At 58.3% G+C, this 23906-nt stretch carries 20 protein-coding genes and 2 pseudogenes; 11 read left to right on the top strand and 11 right to left on the bottom strand.

What is annotated here, in order from left to right:
- Positions 1 to 7 precede the first annotated feature (7 nt).
- Positions 8 to 1135, bottom strand: coding sequence for an alkene reductase (locus AC0V61_RS10755; RefSeq protein ID WP_486157407.1), 1128 nt, complete (start codon positions 1133 to 1135; stop codon positions 8 to 10).
- 68 nt (positions 1136 to 1203) lie between these two features.
- Here AC0V61_RS10755 and AC0V61_RS10760 point away from each other — a divergent pair, with 68 nt between their 5' ends.
- Both AC0V61_RS10760 and AC0V61_RS10765 read left to right on the top strand, forming a co-directional pair.
- On the top strand, positions 1204 to 2130 hold the full coding sequence (locus AC0V61_RS10760; RefSeq protein ID WP_486157408.1) for a DMT family transporter: 927 nt from the start codon (positions 1204 to 1206) through the stop codon (positions 2128 to 2130).
- 25 nt (positions 2131 to 2155) lie between these two features.
- A pseudogene (locus AC0V61_RS10765) lies at positions 2156 to 2422 on the top strand (GIY-YIG nuclease family protein).
- Positions 2423 to 2807: 385 nt separating this feature from the next.
- Here AC0V61_RS10765 and nadA read toward each other — a convergent pair.
- Positions 2808 to 3785, bottom strand: a pseudogene (gene nadA, locus AC0V61_RS10770) (quinolinate synthase NadA); the annotation flags it as partial.
- Positions 3786 to 3913: 128 nt separating this feature from the next.
- Here nadA and AC0V61_RS10775 point away from each other — a divergent pair.
- Genes AC0V61_RS10775 through AC0V61_RS10785 form a run of 3 tightly spaced genes read left to right on the top strand, consistent with a single transcriptional unit; the run spans position 3914 to position 6900 of the window.
- Positions 3914 to 5527, top strand: a complete 1614-nt coding sequence (locus AC0V61_RS10775) for a class I adenylate-forming enzyme family protein (RefSeq protein ID WP_486157409.1) — start codon at positions 3914 to 3916, stop codon at positions 5525 to 5527.
- Positions 5528 to 5530: 3 nt separating this feature from the next.
- Positions 5531 to 6448 carry a hypothetical protein gene (locus AC0V61_RS10780; RefSeq protein WP_486157411.1) on the top strand — a complete coding sequence of 306 codons (918 nt, stop codon included), beginning with the start codon at positions 5531 to 5533 and terminating at the stop codon, positions 6446 to 6448.
- Positions 6445 to 6900, top strand: coding sequence for a DUF1499 domain-containing protein (locus AC0V61_RS10785; protein WP_486157413.1), 456 nt, complete (start codon positions 6445 to 6447; stop codon positions 6898 to 6900). The genes AC0V61_RS10780 and AC0V61_RS10785 overlap by 4 nt, the downstream gene beginning before the upstream one ends.
- 27 nt (positions 6901 to 6927) lie before the next feature.
- On the opposite strand, the gene AC0V61_RS10790 is transcribed toward AC0V61_RS10785, so the two are convergent.
- From AC0V61_RS10790 to AC0V61_RS10800, 3 genes are all read right to left on the bottom strand, one after another.
- Positions 6928 to 8307 (bottom strand): hypothetical protein, encoded by a 1380-nt coding sequence (locus AC0V61_RS10790; protein WP_486157415.1) that lies wholly within the window; start codon positions 8305 to 8307, stop codon positions 6928 to 6930.
- Positions 8308 to 8467: 160 nt separating this feature from the next.
- Positions 8468 to 9154: an SDR family oxidoreductase gene (locus AC0V61_RS10795; protein WP_486157416.1), complete on the bottom strand. Its 687-nt coding sequence runs from the start codon at positions 9152 to 9154 to the stop codon at positions 8468 to 8470.
- 25 nt (positions 9155 to 9179) lie between these two features.
- A complete protein-coding gene (locus tag AC0V61_RS10800; protein WP_486157418.1) occupies positions 9180 to 10058 on the bottom strand; it encodes an MBL fold metallo-hydrolase in 879 nt (292 codons plus the stop codon).
- 86 nt (positions 10059 to 10144) lie between these two features.
- Here AC0V61_RS10800 and glpK point away from each other — a divergent pair, with 86 nt between their 5' ends.
- Positions 10145 to 11617 (top strand): glycerol kinase GlpK, encoded by a 1473-nt coding sequence (gene glpK / locus AC0V61_RS10805; protein WP_486157420.1) that lies wholly within the window; start codon positions 10145 to 10147, stop codon positions 11615 to 11617.
- A 33-nt stretch (positions 11618 to 11650) separates the two neighbouring features.
- Here glpK and AC0V61_RS10810 read toward each other — a convergent pair whose 3' ends face one another.
- Positions 11651 to 12130 (bottom strand): DUF1465 family protein, encoded by a 480-nt coding sequence (locus AC0V61_RS10810; RefSeq protein WP_486157422.1) that lies wholly within the window; start codon positions 12128 to 12130, stop codon positions 11651 to 11653.
- Between the two features lie 301 nt (positions 12131 to 12431).
- Positions 12432 to 12629, bottom strand: coding sequence for a YdcH family protein (locus tag AC0V61_RS10815; RefSeq protein WP_486159522.1), 198 nt, complete (start codon positions 12627 to 12629; stop codon positions 12432 to 12434).
- A gap of 366 nt (positions 12630 to 12995) precedes the next feature.
- On the opposite strand from AC0V61_RS10815, the gene AC0V61_RS10820 reads away from it, so the two are divergent.
- The 5 genes from AC0V61_RS10820 (at position 12996) to tilS (ending at position 18895) form a co-directional block, all read left to right on the top strand.
- Positions 12996 to 13175 carry a YdcH family protein gene (locus tag AC0V61_RS10820; protein WP_486157424.1) on the top strand — a complete coding sequence of 60 codons (180 nt, stop codon included), beginning with the start codon at positions 12996 to 12998 and terminating at the stop codon, positions 13173 to 13175.
- A 137-nt stretch (positions 13176 to 13312) separates the two neighbouring features.
- Entirely contained in the window at positions 13313 to 15595 is a 2283-nt protein-coding gene (gene ptsP, locus AC0V61_RS10825; protein ID WP_486157426.1) for a phosphoenolpyruvate--protein phosphotransferase, read from the top strand.
- A 161-nt stretch (positions 15596 to 15756) separates the two neighbouring features.
- On the top strand, positions 15757 to 16590 hold the full coding sequence (locus tag AC0V61_RS10830) for a helix-turn-helix domain-containing protein (RefSeq protein ID WP_486157427.1): 834 nt from the start codon (positions 15757 to 15759) through the stop codon (positions 16588 to 16590).
- 210 nt (positions 16591 to 16800) lie between these two features.
- The gene (locus tag AC0V61_RS10835) at positions 16801 to 17811 is read left to right on the top strand and encodes a tetratricopeptide repeat protein (protein ID WP_486157429.1); all 1011 of its coding nucleotides are present in this window, start codon (positions 16801 to 16803) and stop codon (positions 17809 to 17811) included.
- 58 nt (positions 17812 to 17869) lie between these two features.
- The gene (tilS, locus tag AC0V61_RS10840) at positions 17870 to 18895 is read left to right on the top strand and encodes a tRNA lysidine(34) synthetase TilS (protein ID WP_486157431.1); all 1026 of its coding nucleotides are present in this window, start codon (positions 17870 to 17872) and stop codon (positions 18893 to 18895) included.
- A gap of 15 nt (positions 18896 to 18910) precedes the next feature.
- On the opposite strand, the gene AC0V61_RS10845 is transcribed toward tilS, so the two are convergent.
- The 4 genes from AC0V61_RS10845 to AC0V61_RS10860 all read right to left on the bottom strand — a co-directional run bounded on the left by AC0V61_RS10845 (position 18911) and on the right by AC0V61_RS10860 (position 23827).
- Positions 18911 to 19372 (bottom strand): L,D-transpeptidase family protein, encoded by a 462-nt coding sequence (locus tag AC0V61_RS10845; RefSeq protein WP_486157432.1) that lies wholly within the window; start codon positions 19370 to 19372, stop codon positions 18911 to 18913.
- Positions 19369 to 19902 (bottom strand): hypothetical protein, encoded by a 534-nt coding sequence (locus AC0V61_RS10850; protein WP_486157434.1) that lies wholly within the window; start codon positions 19900 to 19902, stop codon positions 19369 to 19371. Before AC0V61_RS10850 ends, AC0V61_RS10845 begins: the two co-directional genes overlap by 4 nt.
- A gap of 167 nt (positions 19903 to 20069) precedes the next feature.
- Complete coding sequence (locus AC0V61_RS10855; protein WP_486157436.1) at positions 20070 to 22844, bottom strand: phosphoenolpyruvate carboxylase; 2775 nt, start codon at positions 22842 to 22844, stop codon at positions 20070 to 20072.
- On the bottom strand, positions 22841 to 23827 hold the full coding sequence (locus tag AC0V61_RS10860) for a glucokinase (protein ID WP_486157438.1): 987 nt from the start codon (positions 23825 to 23827) through the stop codon (positions 22841 to 22843). The genes AC0V61_RS10855 and AC0V61_RS10860 overlap by 4 nt, the downstream gene beginning before the upstream one ends.
- Between the last annotated feature and the right edge of the window lie 79 nt (positions 23828 to 23906).

Genomic DNA, 23906 nt, shown 5'->3' on the forward strand with positions numbered 1-23906 from the left:
GGTTGGCTTAGGCCGCGTTTGCAGCGGCTTCCTCTTCTTCCATCGTTGGATAGTCGATGTAGCCTTCCGGAATTGGGAAATACCAGCTCTTGGGCACGTCCTTATTCGGGTTGAACGGCGCGCCTGCCGCGATCCGTTTTTCCAGATCAGGGTTCGAGATATACGGACGGCCATAGCTCACCGCATCGCAGCGTCCGCTCGACACATCCGCATCGCCTTCCTCAGCGGTGTAATCCGAATTGAGGATCAGCGCGCCTGTGTAGAGACCCCGGATGAGCTTATCTTGCTGAGGCACATCGGTGCGGCCAAAGGTGCCCTCGGGGCCCGGTTGGCGAAGCTCGAGATAGGCAAGGCCAAGCTCTTCGATCACCTTGGTCGCCGCGCCAAAGATGCTTTCGGGATCGCTGTCGTCTGCGCCTTGCGTCTCGCCATTGGGTGAGAGGCGAATGCCCACACGGTCCGCGCCCCATACATCGATCAGCCGCTCCAAAACCTCGCGCATAAAGCGGGTGCGGTTTTCCGGGGAGCCGCCATATTCGTCTTCGCGAAGGTTCGTGCTGTCGCGCAGGAATTGGTCCACGAGATAGCCATTCGCGCCGTGCAGCTGCACGCTGTCAAACCCGGCTTTCTTGGCGTTCTCTGCGGCACGCTGATAATCGTCGAGAGTGCGATTGATATCGTCCTTGGTCATAGCGCGGGCGACGTCGTATTCTTGGCGGCCCACAGGTGTGTGCGCTTCGCCCGGAGCCTTGGTCTCACTTGCAGAAAACGGGCGTTCACCGTTCAGGAAATAGGACGAAACGATCCGCCCCATATGCCACAGCTGCATGGAGATAAGCCCGCCTGCCTCGTGCACGCCCTCAACAATAGGCTTCCACGCTTCGGTTTGTTCATCGCTCCAGATACCGGGCGCTGATGGCCAGCCGAGCCCTTCGGTGGAAATGCCGGTCGCCTCGGTCAGGATCATGCCAGCGCCTGCGCGCTGCTTGTAATAAGTGCCCATCATTTCATTGGGCACAAACATCGGATCAGCCGCGCGGCCGCGAGTGAGCGGAGCCATGAAAATGCGGTTCTTGGCCTCTAGAGCGCCCATTTTGAGCGGCTGGAATAGAGCAGGGTGCTGCGTCTCTGGCATGTGTGGAAGTCCTTCCGGTCAGTTTCATTTGGCTATTCACTTGGAGATGATCGGGCTAGTGCGCAAGCATGGAAAAGGCTGGGGCCCTGAAAGAAGAAGTGACACCGCTGCGCTCGGCCATGCTTTTTGGTGCGCTGCTGCTCGGCAATGTGGCGCTTGCTCTTGGGCCATGGCTGGTGCGGCTTGCCGACACGGGCGAGGTGAGCTCGGCCTTCTGGCGGCTGTTCCTGGCGCTGCCGTTTCTGGTGCTGTTCGCGCGCATGGCGGGCCAGCCTATGCGGGGACTGCCTAAAAAGACGCTTATCGTGGTGGCCATTGGCTCCATCGCTTTTGCCAGCGACCTTGCCAGTTGGCACATCGGGATTGAGATGACGCGGCTGGGCAATGCGACATTGTTCGGCAATGGCGGCTCGATCATCCTCTTGTTCTGGGGCTTTATTATTGCGCGAATGATTCCGCGCGGGTTTGAGTGGCTGGCGATTGTCTGCGCGCTTGGCGGGGCGGGGATACTCTTGGGCCGGTCCTTGGAGATTTCCGCTGAAACCTTCGTCGGCGACCTCTTCTGCATCACCGCAGGCCTGCTTTACGCGGTGTATCTCCTCACCTTGCAAAAAGAGCGCGCACAATTCGGATCGTGGAGCCTGCTCGTCTGGGTGAGCATTTTCGCCTGTCCCTATTTGCTTGGCATCGCGCTGATGCTGGGAGAGCCGGTTTGGCCGACCGATTGGACGCCGATCATCGTTCTGTTTGTGACGAGCCAGCTGGTGGGCCAAGGGCTGATGGTCTATTCTCTAGGCCACTTCCCCCCGCTGATTATAGGCCTTACGCTCCTGACCCAACCCGCCATTGCTGCGGTGATTGGGTACTTTGCGTTTGAAGAGGTGCTGAGTGCGCTGGACGTTGTCGGGATGCTGCTTCTGGGCTCAGCGCTTGTTGTGGCGCGGGTTGCGCAATCCAAGCCCACAACCGTCACCCCGGCGAAAGCTGGGGTCTAGGGCGACAATACGCAAAGCCAGCCAAATGAAGCGCGGCGGCGACGTCTACATCATGACCAACAAACGCTACGGTGTGTTGTATATCGGCGTGACCAGTGACTTGGCTGCGCGCGCCACCCAACAGCGCGAGGGCAAGGGCGGCGAGTTCACGTCGAAGTACAATATAAAGCGGCTGGTCTACGTCGAGGAATAGCCGACGATCAAAGAAGCCATAGCCCGCGAGAAAGTCATGAAGGCTTGGAAGCGCGAATGGAAGATTGACGCGATTGAGAAGCAGAACCCTATACCTTAAGCTTTTGTCTTAACCGCCTGAGACCCCAGCTTTCGCTGCGGTGACGAAAAAGGAGAAACCGTCATGCCAGTGGAGTCGTAGGCTGCCGTAGGCCACCGCTGGCATCTAGGGCGCTCATACTCGTTCAAAAACAACGAAAACACCGTTTGAAACTTCTTCAAAAGCGAATGTGTAGCCTCCCCCTTCATAGATTCGGAAATCGCGGGGTTGACCATACAAAGGGTCACGCAAAGAGACGGTTCTTGAGTGTTTGGTGCATACATTCCAATAGTTGCACGGCCAATGCGGCATAGCCTCGCCTTGCATAGGTGTTCCGGCGAACCGCCACCCTTTCAGGCGATTGAAAAGCAAGGCCTTTAGAGACCTCACCCCCAAACTTTACAAAGCCCAAATCGCCCTGTCCCACAGTCCCGCTGGCCATCTCAAGCATCCGATCAAGGCTCTTCTTCGCCTCCAAGCGAAGCTCCTCATCCATCTCAATCCGCGGCTCTAGGTCGCGAAGGGCGGTGTACATTTTCTCCATGGTATTCAGCGCCATGTAGGGGCAGATGTTGCAGTTGCAGTTGCCGTCCGCTCCCGGCGCTCCGATGAAGGTTTTTTCGGGCAGAGCCTTTTCCATCTGGTGCATGATATGCGGCTCGGTCGCGACGATCAGAGTGTCGCCTTCGAAGCTTTGCGCAAATTTCAAAATGCCGCTGGTTGAGCCCACGTAATCGGCGTGGTCTACGATGGCTGGCGGGCATTCGGGGTGCGCGGCGACAGGCGCGCCGGGGTGCTGTTCTTTGAGCTTTAGAAGCTCGGTTTCAGAAAACGCCTCGTGCACCACGCAAACGCCGGGCCACAACAGCATTTCGCGGCCAAAATTGCGCGACAGCCAGCCGCCCAGGTGACGGTCGGGGCCAAAGATGATCTTTTGATCTTCGGGGATTTGCGCAAGGATCGTCTCAGCGCTGGAGCTGGTGACGATGATGTCGCTCAATGCTTTCACTTCGGTCGAGCAATTGATGTAGGTGAGCGCGATGTGATCGGGGTTTGCCTCGCGGAAAGCCTTGAACTTCTCCGGCGGGCAGCTGTCTTCCAAAGAGCACCCTGCGTCCATATCGGGCAGGATCACGGTTTTTTCTGGCGAAAGGATTTTGGCGGTCTCGGCCATGAATTTGACGCCGCAAAAGAGGATCACATCCGCGTCGGTCTCTGCCGCCTTGCGCGATAACTCCAAGCTGTCGCCCACGAAATCGGCGATGTCCTGAATATCGGGCGTCTGGTAATAGTGCGCGAGGATCACCGCGTTGCGCTCTTCCTTAAGGCGCTTGATCTCCGCGTGGAGTTCTTCCCCGCTTGGCACTTTGGTCTCAAAACTCATGGATGCATCCCTGCTTGAATTGTTTCCCTAGATATAAGCACGCGGAGCCCATTTTGCGAGAGTTCAGTTTGCGAATGACTCTCGCGCACAGTGTGTTAGCTTTGCGGCAAGTGAGAGAGGGAAACACGATGTACAAGCTTGATCTCAAAGAGGCTTATTGCCCGGCGCAGGCTGACACTGAGTATAAAGAGCGCACGATTGAAGGGACCTTGCGCGAGCAGGTGGAGGCACGGCCTGACGCGCTGGCACTGCGTGAGCTGTTGCCCGATGGATCAGCGGGGCGCGATTGGACCTATGCTGAGCTTTTGGCTGACAGCGAGCGGGCAGGGCGTGCATTGGCCTCTCGCCACCCTAAAGGCACGCGGATCGCGGTGATGGGCGGCAATTGCCCGGAGTGGGTGATTGTGCAAATGGGCGCAGCGATGGCGGGGCTTGTGATCGTTACCGTCAACCCCAGCTTTATCGCGCGCGAGGTGCGTTATGTGCTCGAACAATCGGGATCGGGCGCGGTCTATTATCAACCCAATGTACGCGGCACTGCGCTTCGGCCCGTGGTGGATGAGGCGGCGGCCGGGCTCGCGGCGTCTGAGTATGTGCTCGATATGACCGACCCGGGTGAGCTGTTCGCAGGCGAAAATGACGGCGAACTGCGGGGTTCTGAGCCGCGCGATATTGTGATGATCCAATACACATCGGGCACCACTGGCTTCCCCAAGGGCGTTTTGTTGCACCAACATGGGCTGGTCCAATCGAACAGAGACATTTTTGAGCGCTGGAACATCGGCGTGGGCGACAAAGTGACCTGTCCATTCCCGCTGTTCCATACCGCTGGCAGCGCGGTGTGCGTGCTGGGCACTTTTGCGCGCGGCGGCACGTTGATGCTGGTCTCGCTGTTCGATCCGGTGGCCGTGGCTAAGGCGATTGAGCGCGAAAAGCCCGAAGTGCTGGGCGGCGTTGCGACCATGCTTTTTGCGATCATGGAAGCGGCTAAGGCGACGGGCACCGATGTGTCGAGCGTTCGCACGGTGCTTTCAGGCGGAGCGATGGTGCCCCCTGAACTCAACCGCGAGGCGCAGAAGGTGTTCGGCGTGCCGATCCTCATCGTCTACGGTCAGACAGAGACCTCTCCAGCGATCACCGGGGCTTGGCCGACGGACACAGGCGCAGAGCTTATGGAGACCATCGGCCAGCCGTGCAGCCATATGGAAGTCTCGATCCGAAGGCCCTCTGACAACACAGTGTGCGCAGTCGATGAGCAGGGCGAGATTTGCATGCGCGGCTTCAATATGATGGCGGGCTATAACGACAATCCAGGGGCCACGGCGGAGACCATCGACGAGGACGGTTGGCTTCACACAGGCGATTTGGGCAGCATATCAGCGCGCGGCTATGTGAAGATTACAGGCCGGGTTAAAGAGATGATCATTCGCGGCGGCGAAAACCTCTTCCCCGCCGAAATCGAGGCCGCGATGATCGAGAACCCCGCGATTGCCGAGGTTGCCGTTGCAGGCGTTCCAGACGAGAAATGGGGCGAGATTGTTGTTTGCTTTATGCGGCTTGCAGACGGTGCGCAGCGACCCACGGACGATGACCTCAAAGCCTTTGTGCGCGAGCGGCTGTCCCCGCAAAAGACCCCGGCGCATTGGGTCTGGATGGAAGAGTTCCCGCTGACGGGTTCTGGCAAAATCCAGAAGTTTCAACTGGCTGAAGATTTCGCCAAAAAGCTTGGTGTCTCTCATTAATCCATGTGGCACGCCCACTTTACGGTGCTGGAGAAAGAGCCCGATGAGGCCGCGCTGTCCTGCGTGGTTGATGGCTATCAGCTATGGCGCGAAAGCCGGACGGGGCTGCATTTCCTGACCGCTCATGCAAAGAAATTGGGCCGGCGTCCTGACTTTGGCGAGAATTTGGAATGGAGCGTTCAGACCAAGCTTGATCTGGAATTTCTCGAAGACTGGGTCGCAGGCCAAAAGGGCGCGCTTGACTGCCATAAGTATCAGGTCGGCTATGAGTTGATCCAGCAAGCCGCAACGCTCTCGCGCCAATTGGGTATGGGAGTGATGAACGCCGAAGACACTGATGAGGATTGGGGCGCGGCAGCTTTCGTCAAAGATGGCGCGTTGCAATATCTGCGTTTTAAGACTGACCGCGATGTGGGCGACGATGCAGACATCAATGGGGACTACGGCGTCCATGTGACCTATACCAAGGCGGAAGGGTTCACTGTTACCGCTGACTATGAAGACGATATGTATGCAGTGCCCATGAACGCGATTGCAGACGTCTTCGGTGCGGCGGACCTCAATCTGGTCAATTTCGCAGACGAAAAACCCTCGCGCGAGCAAGCTAAGAAGATCGCAGGCCGTTACGGCACATCGGTGAGCGCCTATCTCGATAGCTTTGGCGTGTTCAAGCGGCTCAGCCATGCCCAAGCGCAACGCAGCGCAATGGATAAGCTGCGCATGGCAGCGAGTTTAGTGATGAGCGCCTTGCTTCTCCCATTTCTGCTCACAGGAATGTTTGTCCAGGCGGTTTTCTTTAACCCCCGATCAGACGATGACTTCTCAGAGTGGAAAATGATCCTATTGGGTGTCGCAGTTCTTGCACTCCCGCTTTGGGGCATTTTTGCGTTTTTACGGGCTATTGGTGGAGCGATTTTGTGACGATTTTGAAAGCGATTGTCTTGGGAAGTGTTGGCCTTGTTGTTCTTGGTGTCGCCGCTTTCTTTGGGCTTGGCATTGCCTCTCAAAACGGCACTGCGCCCGGCCTGGTGGATGGTCGCTTGTCGCCCTGTCCAAACTCGCCCAATTGCGTCAGCAGCGAGGAGGGCACCCGCGTTGATGCCGCGACTGAACCTCTTGCATTGGAGACGTGGGAAAAACTCCCTGAAGTCATCGCCTCGCAGGGCGGGACCGTCACCCGGCAAAGCGAAGACTACATCTCAGCTGAGTTCAAATCAGCCATTTTTGGCTTTGTGGATGATGTGGAATTCAGACGCGGCGAGAGTGTTATCCACCTGCGTTCAGCGAGCCGGGTTGGATATTCCGATGCAGGCGCCAATGCCGCGCGCGTCGACCAAATTCGAGAGGCTCTTCGCACCGCGCCTGGTGAATAAGGCGCGAAGCAAAGCTAGCCCAAGGCGCTAGCGTACCCGGACAAATATGCGCCCACGAGCACTGTCGCCTTGTTCTTGAGCGGTGTAATCGACGTAAGTGACGCCTGTAAAACCGCTTGCGGGCATAAGCATTATCGTGCCGGCGCTGTTGATGGTGGCTGAAATTTCGCCCGCGTTTGCGGCGGGAACCTCCACGCCGGTGATCTCAATCCCGCCTGAGAGAAAGCCGATGGTCCGAGTGCCGCTGTTGGTTGCGTATCCATCGTTTTCGAGAGGGTGTCGGTCAAGAGCGAAGAAATCGCCGTCGTCCCTAAGGGTGATCGGAGTATTGAGACTGGTCTCGTAATAGTCTGACGCCAGAAACAGGAACCCCTCGGTTGTAGCAGGGATGACCTCGTCAAAACGTTCTATTGCATCGAGAACGTTTTGCGGGCTGGTGGCTTGAGCTCCCGCAGCAAGCATGCTCGCCTCAGCCATCGGCGCGGAGCACAATTCGCGGATGCGCGGGAGAAGGAAACCGTCAATTCCCAACATAAAGCGCGATGCAAACTCATTGCGATCAATGCGCAATGCAACGGCTGCGGCATAGACGTTGATCAAATGTGCAATCGCGCTTTGCACATCGGGTTCAAGCGCGCTGAATTCGTCAATCGAATTGACAACAGCTGTCATCGCGGCGTTATCGTTGAAGATGAACTGATCTGGGGCCGCAATAAGGGCCTCCTGAAGTTCTCTCGATCCAAAGTCGACGAAAGATGAGTCGCAGCTCATGCCCATCGACTTAATCAGCGCCAAAGCTCTTATGTTGCCTGCCAAGAGCCTTTGCGCATCCGCAACGATATCAGCGTCCGCGTTGCTCAGTTCTGCGATGGGATCGAAGGTATTGATATCTGGATCAATCGTGCGCAACCGAAAGACGTTTTCCGTAACGCCCAGTTGCCGCTTTAGCTTGTCTTGCGCAGGGCCTTCGACCAAGAGGTGTGTAAGCGGTGAGACAATCTTCGCCTCGGGAAGCGCATTAAATATCATCTGAATGTTCGTATTGGTGTCAATGAGCTGCACTGACTTGTATTGATCTGAAAAATCGGTGCTCCGATCAATACCGGACTGGCGGGCCTGAATACCGCGAAGCGCGTTTCTATAGCCAGGGAAATACTCGCCATCGCGCGTGCCATATCCCGCTGCAAGAAAGTCGTTTTGCCCCGGCGTTGAAAAAAATCGCCATGATGCCGGTCCCGCAGTCGCTGCAAGCGTGCGCGCTGTGGCCACAACCGGGGTTGGCGTCGGAGTTGGCGTAGGGGTTGGGCTGGGTGAAGGCGCGGCAGTTGGAGGAGGCGCACTGCCTCCGCCGCCTCCACATGCTACCAATGATAGAAGTGCAAGACCTGAGAAAAATGCTCTGTTCATTTGCCTAATACTGATCGCCATTGGAGGTGGTCACAGATTAAATTGATACCTAGAAAAGACAAGCAAATTGATCCGTTCTTTGATCATGCGTTAATGCCGTAACTATTGATCACTTACGCGAAATTCGGCTTGTTCTACTATTCTTAAACTACCCCATCCCTTACCAGGGGTGCTCAGAGCCATCCCAAGTCCAAAACCGGCCCGACATTTCTTGGGTGAGGTTGGCGGTAAGCTCGAAAATCCCGCCTGCGCTTTCCTGCGGAGAAATCGCGGCCTGCGGCCCGCCCATATCGGTGCGCACCCAGCCGGGATGGAGCGGGCACACAATGATGCTGTCGCTCGCAAAATTGGTTGCCAAGGCTTGCATCGCCTTGTTCACGGCCGCTTTGCTGGTGCGATAGGCAATTGCGCCATCAAGGCTTTTGTTAAGCGAGCCCATTTCGCTCGACACGGTGACGATACGCGGGTTTGACGAGCGTTTAAGGTGCTCTTTGAACGCCATGGCCATGCGAACCGGCGCGATGGAGTTGATCGCAAACATCTGAAGCCATTCGTCATCGCCAACCGCTGAGATATCTTCGCGGTTTGTATCGAGGACACCGGCGTTGTTGATGAGCACATCAAGCGGCTCGTGACCCAGCTCATCGAGAAGGGCCGCGATGTCATCGCCATTGGTCACATCAAGCTTGCAAATCTGCACATTTCCTGCATCTTGAAGACCGGTCAGTTCCACGCCGCTTTGCGGATCGCGGCACCCTGCGACCACTTTCCAACCCGCCTCAGCAAAGCGTTTTGTCAAAGCCAGACCAAGGCCGCGATTGGCCCCTGTAATCAATACGGTTTCCATTGTCGAAGTCCTGTTCGATTTCGCTTTAGACGGTGCGCCACATCTCTTGATCGAGCACGGCAAGCCCGCGTTTCTCGAGATCGAAAAGATGCGCCGTCACGCTCATTTCAGCAGCGCCGATAAGCCGCTCATCAAGGCCCTTGTACATGTCGGGAATAAACTCAGAGACAGGCCGCGCGCGCTCTTCCATCAGGCGCAGAATCTGGTTTTCGCGCTGACGGCGGTGCCCCATCATGCCGCGCACAAGCTGCTTGGGCTTGGTGATCGCAGCGCCGTGGGCAGAGTGATAGACTGTGTCCTCGCGCGCCATCAGTTTCTCAAGGCTCGCCATATAGTCGCCCATGTCCCCATCAGGCGGAATGACGACGCTGGTGGACCAGCCCATCACATGATCGCCTGTGAAGAGCGCCCCGCTTTCTTCGAGCGCAAAACATAAGTGGTTTGACGTGTGCCCCGGTGTCGCCACAGCGGTCAGCGTCCACCCGGTCCCGCGCATTTGCTCGCCATCTTCAAGGACGCGGGTTGGCTCGTAGGTTCTGTCGAAGGATTCGTCGGCGCGCGGGTGATCGCTTTCGAGCACTAAAGGCGCGCAGCCCACGATGGGAGCACCCGTTTTGACAGCGAGAGGCGCGGCAGCCGGTGAGTGGTCGCGGTGCGTGTGGGTGCACATGATCGCGCTGACCGTGCGCTCGCCAATTGCTGCAAGGATCGCCTCGATGTGCGCTTCTTCATCTGGGCCCGGATCAATGACTGCACAATCAGGCCCGTTTGCCTCGCCCACCACATAAGTTTGCGTGCCGGTGTAGGTGTAAGGCGATGGGTTGGGCGCGAGCACCCTCATCACAAGCGGTTCGACCGGATCGGCAAGGCCTGTGGGCCAGGGCTTTGGGGGTATCTTTGCCATAGCGCTTGCATATGGAGGATGGGTTGGCAGAAGTCATTAGTGGGTTTTGTTTTCAAGCGGGCCGGTAAGCTCAAAGGAAATGATAAATGGCTGATTATATTCTTGTCCTTGATGAAGGCACCACCTCAACCAGAGCTATGCTTTTTGCAAAGGACGGTGTCCTTGTCGCAAGCGCTCAAGAGGAGCTTACACAGCATTATCCGCAAGATGGCTGGGTCGAACATGACGCAGGCGAGATCTGGGCAAAAACGCTGACCTGTGCGCAAGAGGTCATGCCCAAAGCCGGCGGCGCGGCCATGATCGCCGGGATCGGCATCACCAACCAGCGCGAGACGGTTGTTGCGTGGTGCAAGGAAAGCGGCGAACCTTTAACCAAAGCGATTGTCTGGCAGGACCGTCGCACCGCGCCATTTTGTGAGGAGCTGCGCGCGAGCGGACATGAGCTGCAAGTACAGGCGCAGACCGGCCTGCTGCTCGATCCCTATTTTTCCGGCACCAAAATGCGCTGGATGCTCGATAATGTGCCAGCGGTAAAGGCTGCGGCGCAGGCTGGAACTTTGGCCTTTGGGACAGTGGAAAGCTGGCTGACCTACAAGCTGTCGGGAGGCGCGTCCCACATTACCGATGCAAGCAACGCCAGCCGCACGCTTTTGATGGGGCTTGCCGATAGCGGGTTCGACGAGCGGCTTTGTGAACTCCTCGGCGTACCAATGAGCGCGCTTCCCAAGGTGGTCGATATGTCGGGCGACCTTGCTCACACTGACGCCTCACTCTTCGGGCGCGATATACCGATCACTGGGCTTGCAGGCGACCAACAATCGGCGACGATTGGACAAGCGTGTTTTGCGCCCGGAGAGACCAAGGCGACCTATGGCACGGGCGCGTTTGTACTCACCAACCAAGGGCATAAAATCCCCAAATCGGACAACCGCCTGCTTGGCACCGTGTTGACGCAGATCGCGGGCAAGCGGACTTATGCGATAGAGGGGTCGGTCTTTGTCGCAGGCAGCCTTGTCCAATGGCTTCGCGATAGTCTTGGCATTGTGGAAGTTGCCAGCGAAACCGAAGCTTTGGCGCGCTCTATCCCGGACAGCGGAGGCGTCACGATTGTGCCTGCTCTTTCAGGGCTTGGCGCACCCCATTGGAAAGCGGACGCGCGCGCTGTGATCACGGGGCTAAGCTTTGCCAGCGGCAAGGCGCATATTGCGCGCGCGGCGTTGGAGGCTATGGCACACCAAACGCATGACTTGGCGCAGGCTTTTGCCGCCGACGGCACCGATTGGCAGAGTTTGCGCATAGATGGCGGGATGTCGGCCAACGACTGGATGGCACAAGACCTTGCCAATATGCTGGGGGTCAGAGTTGAGCGGCCCCAATTTGTTGAAACAACGGCTTTGGGTGCGGCCATGCTGGCAGCGGCGGGCGCTGGACTTTATGATGATGTGGAGGGTGCGGCTATGGCAATGCGCGGCGGGCTTACCACGTTTGAACCGTCAATGGATAAGGCCGCACGCGAAGAACGGCTGGCCTCGTGGGAAAAAGCTCTAAGCGTTGTTTAGGCGGCTGGTCGTCGCCTTGGGCTAGGTCCCAATTCAGAGGCTCAAATCGCTCAACCGCCGCTCAAGCCGTGAGTGGATTGCGCGCGCAGGCGATGCCATCTCAAATCCGGAACGCCATGCCTGATCAAGGCGCGCGATGCGTTTGTGGAGTTGTTCGCTTTCGGCGATTAAGTCGCGGGTCGCAGGCTCAAGCGTCGCCAGTGCCCTATCGTCAGAGGGACGATCGGTTGGCAGGGTTCCGTGTTGGCGCACCTGTGTCTCGGTCAGTTCACCAGAGAAAAACGCCCGTTGATTAAGCAACCATGCAAGGATGTGCATCATGCGCGTGGTGGTCTTCAACCCTTCTGTTGAAAGGGCAAGACGGGCCATGGTGTCACGGGCGCTGGTGTCTTCACCAATTTCGGGCTCATGCGTACCGCGCGCAAACACAGAGCGCACTTCATCAGCCAGCACCAAGGCTTCGGTGTAAAGCGCTTCCACAATTGGGCGCGAAAGGTTCGTTGCTTGTGTCATCGCTCATTCTGCTACTCTTGAGGAGGCTGGCAATCCAGAGGGTTATGGTTACTATCCAGCTGAGATTTTCCGCCTGTCTCTTTCAGGGACGATACGCCTTGCATGCTTACCCAATCAGGGGCGATCCTTAGGTATTCCCCCTTATCAGGGACACTACGTATAAACCTCCCACTGGCGCTGACGTACGCCAAATTTGGGTTCAAAAAGTTAAGCTGTGACAGATGTTTACGTAAGAAAGAGCGATGCAATTCACCCTCGCGGGTGCCTTCGCCTCTGTCGTTGCCTTGGGCCGTGACTTATCTCACGCGATGATATCGGGCAGCAGGGTGTCCTCGATAATCGCAATCTGGTCTTTCAGCCGCAATTTGCGTTTCTTCAAACGCGCGATTTGCAATTGGTCGCTCGCCCCTGCCTCAATAAGCGCTGCAATCGCAGCATCCAAATCGCGGTGCTCGGTCTTCAAAATTTCAAGTCGTTTTTGCAGTTCTTGCTCATTCATGACTTGTGTGGGCCCGGATTGCTGTGCACGCGATGTGTCCACGGCCAACGGCCAAGAACCTCATCAGCAATGACGCCATCGCGCCCGCTCTGCAAGGCTTAGCGTCACGCGATCAGCCGCAAGCCCGATTGGGGGTGGGCGCAAAACCCTCATGCATTTCGGACCCTTTTGCATTTCAACTAAGGGTATCCGCGCAATTGCCGAGCCACGGCCCGTCTCGCATAAAGACGCAGTGATCGATTCACACTTGGGTAGGACTTTGCAAGTTACCCCAAGATGTGATTTGATCCTCAATGCAGCTCGCGCCGCAAGGACGAGTCGCCACCCGGGGGCAAACCCCCGACACCAACATAGGAGACCAAGTATATGGCAACCGCGCATTCTTCAGGCGTTTCATCCACTCACGTGGATGCTCTCCAAACCAAACACGCAGGGTTAGAAGCCCGTCTTCGTGACGAGATGGCTCGCCCAGTTCCCGATGCAGCAGCGGTCCAGTCGATTAAAAGACAGAAACTCCGACTAAAAGAAGAGATTGCGCGCTGCTGACCGGCAGCGCCCGCATTCCCTTACAAAAGCACCCATTTTGCAGCTTCAGTCGAAGCGAGACTGGACGGGTTCGCCTATCTAAATGAGAGCGCTTACCTTGGCCTTTGGGTCCCTTGGCGCTAAGGCTTTGAGCAATCATGACAGCCGTTGATGCAGCCCGCCAGATTCTAACCAGCCTTCACGATGTGATGGCCTCGCGTTCGCGTGCGCAGGCGAAGCTGGATAATGTGGTCGACATCATCGGCGAATGCCTCTCATCGGAAGTGTGTTCGATCTATCTCCTGCGCGAAGGGATGCTCGAACTGTTCGCAACGCGCGGCCTTAACAAAAGCGCTGTGCACGTCACCCGTATGGCTATCGGTGAGGGGTTGACGGGAACGATTGCGGAAAAGGTCGAAACGCTGAACCTTGCAGAGGCAAAGGCACACCCAGACTTCCAATATCGGCCCGAGACAGGTGAGGACAAATTCCATTCCTTTGCCGGCGTTCCGATAGTTTACCGAGAGCGCGCTGTGGGCGTTTTATGCGTCCAGCACGTTGATCCGCGCCGATATGAAGCGGTCGAGATCGAGGCGCTGCAAACCACAGCCATGGTGCTTTCTGAACTCATCGCCAATGCGGAATTGGTTGATGAGGAAGAGGCGCTTGGCCTGACGCCTGAGCAATCGGGTCCCCAACTGATCACCGGCCTTACATTGGTGAAGGGTCTTGGTGCAGGGGTGGCAGCATATCACCAACCGCGCGTCCAGATCACACAGGTTGTGGCCGAAGATATCGAGGCAGAGCGCCACCGGGTCTACAACGCCTTTGACAAAATGCGCGAACAGATCGATGGTCTTTCTGCTCAAGCAGAATTTGGCATTGGCGGCGAACACGAAGAGGTGCTCGCGACCTATAAGATGTTCGCTTATGACGAGGGTTGGTCAAGGCGCATCAACGAGGCGATCGATTCAGGCCTTACTGCTGAGGCCGCGATTGAGCGGGTACAGCAACACACCCGCATGCGCATGCGCGAGATTGATGACCCGCTGCTGGCTGATCGGATGCACGATCTGGAGGATTTGGCGAACAGGCTCCTTCGCATTGTTGCCGGGCAATTGGGGACCGCAGCGCAGGCCGGGCTTCGCAAAGACACCATCCTTATCGCCCGCAATCTGGGACCGGCAGAGCTGCTGGAATATGACCGCAGGCGCCTCAAAGGCGTCATTCTTGAAGAGGGCTCGCTCACCGCGCACGTGGTGATTGTCGCGCGCGCTATGGGTGTGCCTGTCTTAGGCCGCGCGAACCGTGGCAATGGCGGCCTTCGCGGCACTGTGCGCGATGGCGATGAAATCCTGCTCGATGCAGCCGCAGGCACCGCAACCGTGCGCCCCACAGCTCAGGTCGCCGATGCATTCGCGCACCGCTTTGCCAAATCAAAAGAGCGCCAAGCCGCCTATGCAGAGCTTCGCGATGTGGAGCCTTTTACCAAATGCGGGACACGCATTCAGGTGATGATGAATGCAGGGCTTCGCGACGATATGAGCGCGCTTGCGATGACCGGCGCGGACGGGGTGGGCCTGTTTCGCACCGAGTTCCAATTCCTCGTATCGGCCACCCTGCCACAGCGCGAACGCCAGCAGAAACTTTACCGCGACGTGATCGATACAGCTGGCGACAAGCCGGTCATCTTTCGCACAGTCGATATTGGCGGCGACAAGTCGGTGCCCTATCTGGCGTCCGATATGGCGAGCCAGGATGAAAACCCGGCTATGGGTTGGCGAGCGCTTCGTCTGGCGCTTGAACGCGATGGCTTAATGAAAGCGCAGGCGCGTTCTTTGCTTGAAGCTGCAGCCGGCCGTTCGCTTTATGTGATGTTCCCCATGGTTTCCGAAGTGTGGGAATTCGACGCTGCGAAAAAGGTGTTTGACGAACAGCTCGCCTTTCTTCGATCGAAAAAGAAGATGGTGCCCGAAGCCATCCACTTTGGCGCGATGCTCGAAGTGCCCGCTTTGGCTGAAGTGCTCGATCTGCTTTTGCCGCGATTGTCGTTTCTTTCCATCGGAACCAACGATCTTACGCAATTCCTTTACGCAGCTGACCGGGGCAACCCTGCGCTTGCGGAGAGATATGATTGGCTCTCCATCCCTATCTTACGGTTCCTGCGCCGCGTTTCTCAGCAAACGCTTGGCAGCGGAGTGGATATCGGCGTTTGCGGAGAGATGGGTGGCCGCAGGCTTGAGGCGTTAGCGCTTCTGGGGATTGGCTATCGCCGCCTTTCGATTACGCCAGCGGCCGTTGGCCCGATCAAGGAATTGGTGCGCAAAGTGGATTTGGCGGACATCACCGAATCTATGACAGGCTGGCTTTCAAAGCCGGACACCGACCTTCGCAAAGAGCTTAGCGCCTGGGCAAAAGCGCGCGAAATCGAGGTCGATTGAGCGTTTCAGGCCAAACACGGCTCATTTTAGCGATATTCGGGGGCACTCTAGCCTTTGGTATCAGTTTTTTGCGGTCACTCCCTTGACTCGTCTGCCAACGCAAAGCTTCTATGCATCGATAACAAAACAAAAGTCTTTGGGCGCAAACGCGAAGTGAGTTGATGGACAGCGACGACAACACACCGGACGACACAGTTGAGGAACACGCAGACGCCGTTGGCTCTGGGGCGGGCGACCGGTTGAGAGCCGCACGCGAGGTGCGGCGCATGGAGTTGTCGCACATCGCTGCGGAAACCCGGATACCTGTACGGCATTTGGAATCGATCGAGGCAAGCGCCTTCGATGCGCTTCCCTCGCGCACCTATGCCATCGGCTTTGCGCGCAGCTATGCCCGCACGGTTGGGCTCGATGAGAAATCCATCGCCGATGCAGTGCGCGAAGAGCTTGCTGAAGGCGGAATGCATCAGACCATTATTGCAGGCGGGATGGAGCCGGGTGACGCGGCCAAACTTCCATCACGAGGCCTTGCATGGTTTGGCGCCTTTGCAGCGCTCATTTTGATGGTCGGCGTTATCGCCTTTGCGAGCACCTATTTTGGAACAGGCGCTGAACTGCCCTCGCTTGTTGCGCAAAATGACGAGGCAGCTGAAGTGGAGGCGAGCGCAGAGGCGGTAGCCGATGCAGGGGCTGAGACAGCAGCTCCCAGTGCGCAAGGCCAGGTCGTCCTGACGATGTCAGGTGATGAGGCTTGGGTGCGTTTTTACGAGGATGGCGGTGAGCGTTTGTTCGAAGGCGTAATGGCGCAAGGCGACACCTATGAGGTGCCGCTCGATGCTGATGATCCGCGCATGAACACCGGTAGGCCAAACCTTTTCAGCGTAACCATAGGCGGGCAAGCGGTTGCCCCCTTGGCGACCGAAATGATCCCCGTCAGCGATGCCCCCGTTTCGGCGCAGGCTCTGCTTGCGCGTGGTTCCGAGGACGCTACCCCTTAATAGCCTTTAGCAAACGCCTCATCGTACCCCTCGTGTGTTCTGCTGGCACAGTTGGGCTGCACATTCCCCGGTTTAGTGCAGCTACGGGCTCGACTTGGGGGCTGCGCTTGGGCAAGATTCGCCTTAGGTTCAGGTGCCTTGCGTCATCTTGGACCCATCAAACCCGCTTTATCATGCCCAAGAAGGATCCTCAGGGAGCTACGATCTGTCATGAAACTGACCCGTTCAATCACCCTTCTGCAAAAATCGACCCCCTTGCTTGGCGCCATAACGGCGGCTGCGGTGGTCGCCACAACCCCTATCCCCGCTGTTGCTCAAGACAACACTGAGGCGCGCCTGCGCCGGGCCGAGGCAGAGATCCGCGCTTTGCAGCGCCAGGTTTTTCCAGGCGGTGACGGCCGCTTTTTTGAGCCTTCGATTACAACGGGCAACAACCCGACCCGCACCACGCCCAACACAACGGCGCGCGCTGCCACAACGACCAGCGCGCTCACCGACGTGCTCGCGCGGCTTGATGCGATGGAGCTTCAGCTTCAGCGCTTGACCGCAAAATCAGAAGAAAATGCCAATGCACTGGCAGCGCTCGACACCCGCATTTCTGCGCTTGAAGCAGGCGGAGCATCGCGCACAGTTCCGGTGTCAGAGGGCAGGATTGGCGGCGCGACGGACAGCAATCTTGGCGCGATGACCGGAACTGGTTCTGGCTCTGGAACGGTTTCTGGAACGGGCGTGCAAGATCCCGCTCCAAGCGAAACACCAAACACCGCCTCGGGCCCAAGTGCCGAACGCGTGTCTGGCGTCCAAGCGATCACCAAACCGCAGACCGATGATGCGGGCGATGATGAATATTCCTACGGCTTCCGCCTTTGGAATGCCGGGTATTTCCCTGAGGCCCGTCAGCAATTGGCTTCATTCGTTGAGAAATACCCAAGCCACCCGCGCATCACCTATGGCCGCAATCTGCTTGGCCGCGCGTTTCTTGATGATGGTCTGCCCGAAGAAGCCGCGCGCTGGTTCTTGCGCAATTATCAGGCCGACCGCACCGCGCGCCGTGCGCCGGACAGCCTGTTGTTCCTCGCAGAAAGCATGATTGCGATGAAGGATACCCGCCGCGCGTGTATCGCTCTTGCTGAATTTGGTGAGACATATCCCGCGATTGCAACCGGGCGACTTGCAAGCCGGTATCAGGGCAATATCGAGAAAATCTCTTGCGAGAATTAAACCTGTCAGGCTCAGCACGCTGAGAGCCTAAAAGGGGTGGGCGCTGATTGATACTCCAATGGACCTTGAGAGCATTGACCCTGAACTAATTGAGCGGTTTTTGGCGGCTACCCTTCGCCTGTGGCCCCACAAAGACCGAACAGGGCCATTGGGGCTGGCGGTCTCGGGCGGGCCGGACAGCCTGGGCCTGTTGCTCTTGGCTGCGGCCACAATGCCCGGCGAAGTCGCCGCTATGAGCATTGACCACGGCCTTCGGCCCGAGGCGGCAGGCGAGGTCGCCTTGGTCCAAGAGTTATGCGAAAAGCTGGGCGTCCCCTTTGCCACCGCTAAGGTCAAACTTGGCGCTGGCAATCTTCAGGCCAAAGCGCGCGAGGCGCGATATACGGCTCTTGCAGATTGGGCGCGGCGTGAGGGGCTGGGCGCGATTGCAACAGCGCACCATATGGATGACGCGGCAGAAACTGTATTGATGCGTCTTAGCAGGGGAAGCGGTCTGGCTGGGCTCGCAGGTGTGCGCGAATGGACGCATGTTCCAGGTGATGATGCCGATGGTTTGCAGCTCCCCTTGTTCCGCCCGCTTCTGGGCTTTCGCAAAGCGGAGCTTGAAGGTGTGGTGGCCTCTTGCAAGGTCACCCCTGCGCGCGATCCCTCTAATCAAGACACCTCTTTTGACAGGGTAAGAGTGCGCCAACATTTAGCCGAAAACGACTGGCTCGACCCGCAAGCTCTTGCCGCCAGCGCGCAGCATTTGGCCGAAGGATGGCGGGCGCTTGAATGGTATGCGCAGATTGACTGGGAGGAGATGGTGGCGCTTGAGGAGGCACCTGATGGCACTCCTCAATATCGCTATTACTGCAATGTCCCGCGCGCCATCCAAGTGGAGAGCGTGCGGCGTATCGTTGCCAAGCTTGGTGGACGGGTAACCCGAAGCGAAGCGGGCCGGGCCGCTGACCGCCTTTGGCGCGGCGAGAATGCCTCGCTTGGCGGTGTGTTAGGGCGCTGCGATGTCGAGAAAGTCGCTAAAATTGGCGTCGAAATGCGGGTATGGCGGTTTGCTCCTGAACCGCCACGGCGCATGCATTAGAACACGAACGTCGTCCTAGCTGTTGAGGAGCTTGTCGCCCACGCCAACCATTTTGCCACGCGTCACGATGACTTTGTCGCCGCGCTTGGCGATGGCAAAGAGCTTTTCAGCAAAGGGATCAGGCACACCAACACAGCCATGCGAGGCATAGCCATTGGCAACAGGTGAGCCGTGGATCGCAATCCCATCCCAAGTCATACGCAGCGTCCAAGGCATTGGCGCATTGTCATATTTCTCTGAGACATTGTCCTTCTCCTTAGTCAGGATCGGGAAGGTGCCAACGGGCGTCGGGTGGCTCTTCGTGCCGAGCAGAGCAACGGCGGTGCCGATTTCATGGCCATCGCGGAACACGCTGATGACGCGGGCATCAAGGTCGACGGTGATGACGAGCTTGCCGGTTTTGGGTGCGCGGCTTTCGTCCCAGAACCATTCGCCATAACGGATGGTGCCTTCAATCGGCAGGATCGAGTTGATCACGAAGGGGTCGTCGGATGCTTTTTCTTCGGCGCCTTAGCGATGGATGGCGCGGGTGCGGGTGCGGGTGCGGGTGCGGGTGCAGGCGCTGCGATGGGCGGGGCGACTGCAGGTGCCTTATCCATCGCGCGGGCTGTGATTTCTGCGGGTGCTGAAGGAAGCTCAGGAAGGTCGCCGTCTTGCGCTTGGATCATGCGAGCAGCGGGGCCGCGCGCCAAGCCGTCAGCATCACCGATTTGTGCGCCGGTTGCACCTTCAATCGAAGCATTGGTCATCTCAGCACCAGCCGATGGAAGCTCAGGAAGGGTCTCTTCACCCGCTTCATATGGCTGTGGCAGCGACGGGTCGAACACGAGCGATGCGCCGCCCGTTGTCGGGTCGATTGCACGAATTTCCTCATCGGCCTCAAGCGCGATGCGCATTGCATCGTCGCCCGCCATATCAGCGTTTGATTGCCCTGCAACAATCGTTGCACCGCCTGTCAAAGCTGCCAATCCTACCACGGTCGCAAGGCGCAGTTTGCCGAAAGCCATAATCAAGAATCCCTTCATAACACAGCCATTATGGCGCTTTTGCGCCTGAACCGCCAGTGACTATGGCACGCACGTCCCTCGCGGGGACGCATTTAGGGGGCAAAGGTTAATATTGGCGAGGGGGCTCTGGTAAACTCTTGTCTTCGCTGTGAGCGGGCAAAAAGCGTCTAACCATGCGCGCCAAACTGGTTGGCAATCGCAACAGACAAGCGCAGCATCAGGCCATAAGCGCGTTCAATCGGGTCGATGTAATCGCGGCTGATCGCGCCATATCCCTCGGTGTCTGCGTCCGGATAGTCAGCGGGCGCATCCATCGCAAAATCGGTTGGTGAGGGGAATTTCACCGGGAAGGCGCGCCGCATTTGGGCAAGCGCGTCTTCGATGCGCAAGGAGAACACCATCTCCAGCACATCCTCGCGGCTGATATCGTTGGCACGGCTGAAGACCGGGACGGATACCGCGCGAAGGAAGATAAACTGCATCAACGCCAAGCGAAGCGCTTGCGCTGCCCCAATCATCCGGCGCGTGTCTTGGTTAGAACCGACCCGCGCATCTGGCGGCAATAGGTCGAGCAATCGGTGGAACTTCAATGTGTCCACCCGCAGACGTGATGCAAGGCGGCGGTAGACCCCGGTGCGATCGTCTTTCGTGAGATATTCCGCGAGCGTCTCGCATGCGCCCGATAAATGCGGTTCGGTCCCGCGATAGGGGCGGCTGGCCCAATAGGCGGAGTTGAACAGCTCGCCGTAAGCGGCGACCGTCTTAATGCTGCCAAGGGCGTTGGAAGTTTGCGCCAAGGCCATGAGCTGACGGCCTCTATCACTTGACGTGAGGAGCGCGGCCAACTCTTCATAATTCCCGTCACTCGCGCTGCCGATCCCGGCGATGACGTTTACGGGAAAGCCGAGTTGTTGAAGGATCGAATTGTGCGGAATGGCGCGAATTTGCCGCAGGTTCATATCGCGGTCAGCGCTCAAATCGCTTTGACGGCGCGAGACGCGGCTTCCCGTGGAATTGAGCAGGCCAAGACCAAAGGCAGTGACGGCGCGCGAATAGGTCTGGCTACGCAAGTGTGCGCGTTGGTGCGCGCGGATCGCGCGGTAGAAATCGAGGCTTAAATCCGTACGGCTGTAAAGCGGATCATCGCACACTTTGTCTGGCACGGGTGTATCATTGATGATCCGGGTCAGTGTAGCGCGGGCAAGCGTTGGGTTTGCGAAAGGCAAATAGCCATCGCCGCCTTGGAAGGAGACCTCTGGCTCAAGCCCGATACCATGGCGATGAAAGCGGCTCCTCGCCCAAGGGCTGAGCGGCCATGTCAGACGGTCAGCAAACGACGTCGGGTGCGCGCCGCGGCCCATGCTTTCGCCGTGGGTGTTGAAGATGAGCGCGGCAACATCGGTGAGCTTATTGCGCTCCATCGCTTGGGCAAGGCGTCCCTGTAGGCGCTCGATAGCGAGGCTAGCGGGGATTTGACCCACAAAGCGGCCCGCGTCTGAAAATCCGGTTTGGATGCACACCCGGCCTCGTCCGCGCGCGTATTCCTGATAAGCTTCTTCCTTGCACAAAGCTTCAAGGAAGCGGCCACCGTGCTCCAGAGCCTCTTCGGTCTCGAACAGGGGTGAGACATCCACCTTGCCCTCAATGCCAAAGAGCCGTGAGAGATAGAGCGCCGCCAATACCGTTGAGGGCTGTTCGCATTCGGCGATAAGCATACGAATGGGCGTATCGGCATCGATGTGCTCAAGGATTTGCGCCATCGCTAGGAACTGCCGGGTAGCGGTTGAGCTTTCGATGGCAAGTGATGCGAAATTGGTGCGTTTGGGGCTGACCTTGGAGAGCATCCGGCGAAGCGTTGCCACCGCGCCTTTGCTCGCAAGATCAAGCTCGGGGCTTTCATGCAGGTGCACACGGATGGCGTTGTGGAGCTGCTTGGCGTTTACCCGGAAATGGATATGCGCCATGCCCAGCCCATCGGCGCGCATCGCTGCGGCTAAGGTCAAGAGATCGGCGGCGCGTGGATTGTCTTCGAGCCCTTGCGCCTCTTCCTCAAGCCGCGCAATCACGCCCTCAAGGCTGGTGAGCTTGGCCGCATCATCCGCGGTCAGGCGGTTGGCAGCCGCTGACAGAGCCTCTGGAGCGGACAAGTCTCCTGCAAAGTCCTCAGCGCTTTTGGCGGCATGATCACCGGCAGCTTTCAAAGTCGCGATCAGAGCATGGCTTGCATCAATCGCTGCCAGCTCGTCAGCGTAGCGCGCCAGACGCTCCGCTTTTTCGGACAAACGGAAGCGGATCGAGGTGTACCACGCAATATCGGTGCGCCCGTCCATGTCATAGCCGACCCATGTGGCAAAACGAAATGGCATCGGGCGAAGCGCCTTCCACTCGCTCGGCCAGCACCCCAGGCTATGCTCAAACACCTCACGCACGATCGCACTGCGGGCCTCTTGCGCATGGGCAATCGCCGACATGGCCTCGGCGTGTTCGTATTCGAGCGTTACCGGCGGGCGCTCCGCTCCGCTTAAGTCTGGCGAAGCGTGGATTTCGGTGCCGGTGCTCGCTGCATGCGCGACGGCGCTGGTTTGCGCAGGGGTGAGAAGGAAGGTCGGGTGCGCTGTGAAAACTGCATGAAGGCGCGGGGCCTCCCAGCGCTTTTGGTAGGTCTCGAAGTCTTCCTGGCTCTCACCAGCCGCCACAGTTTGCGGCGCATCAGGCTGGATCAGCGAACGCAGCCGCGTGGTGCGCGCGTTAAGGCTTTTACACTCAAGCTCCTCGACCAACGCCTCAAGACTGTCCAAGTCCAGTGTATCACCCTCGAGACCGCGCGATAGGTCAAGGCCAAGTTGAAACACCGGATTGAAGAGCGGCGTCTCGCGGGTGCGGGCGTGGAGCTCTTGCAGGCGCTGAGACAGGTGGTCGATGGTGTTCAAAGGAAGGTTCATTGAGTGTCCAGATGGGTTTGGGCAAAGGCGGCAGCCGCGCCCAGAAGGCCGGGCTGTGGATGGGTGATGAGCTTTACCGGAAGGGAGGCCATAAGCGAGGCAAAACGGCCCTTGGCGCAGAAGCGTTGTTCAAAACCGGAGGTAAGCAGAGTGTCGCGGATACGGTAGCCAAGGCCCCCTGCGATCACAACGCCGCTTGCTCCTTGAACAAGGGCTATATCCCCTGCGACCGAACCCAGCGCGAGGCAGAAGCGGTCGACGGCGGCGGCGGCAAGGCTGTCTTCACCCGATGTGCCAGCGGTCCAGATTTCGACGTCTGTTTGTTCGAGCACAGCGCGGCCCTCCATCGCGGCGAGCGCCTGATAGATATCGATGATGGCAGGGCCTGAGACGACGCGCTCGTTGGAGACGCGGGTGTGGCGCTGGCGCAGGCGGGCAAGGATGGCGTCCTCGATGCTGTCGAGCGGCGCGAAATCGCCGTGGCCGCCCTCGGTTGCTTGCACGTGGTAGTGGGTGGGGGACAGCCGCTTGAAGTGGGCAACGCCGAGGCCAGTTCCGGGACCAAGCACGCTGATCGTACCGGTCGCGGGAACGGGCTCTTCAGGGCCTGCGAGGTGGAGGAACTGGTCTTCGCTCGCGATGGCTGCGGCGTGCGCGACCGCCTCGAAATCATTGATGACCACATGCGAAGTGGCGCCCAATTTCTCGGCGATCAGAGGCGGGCGGATCAGCCAAGGGTTGTTGGTGAAGCGGATGAGATCGGGCTTGATCTTGGCTGCAACCGCCATGGCGAGTTTGCTTGGCAGCGCGCCGCCTTGGACGTCGCGAAAACGCTCCCAAGCGGTTTGAAAGCTGGCGTATTCCGCCGTGCGCAAAGTGGTCGGTTCACCAAGAGTGATAGAGCCATCTGCGACGATGTTCGCAATCGCAAAGCGCGCATGGGTGCCGCCGACGTCGACGGTGACGATTTGTGTTTCCGTCATGCTCCCCTCCCGCTTGCGGGAGGAGCAGTGAGACTTAGCGGCTTGCCGCTTAGTCGCAACGGGGTGGGCCCACCCCGAC

Source organism: Erythrobacter sp. JB1-4 (assembly GCF_057365025.1).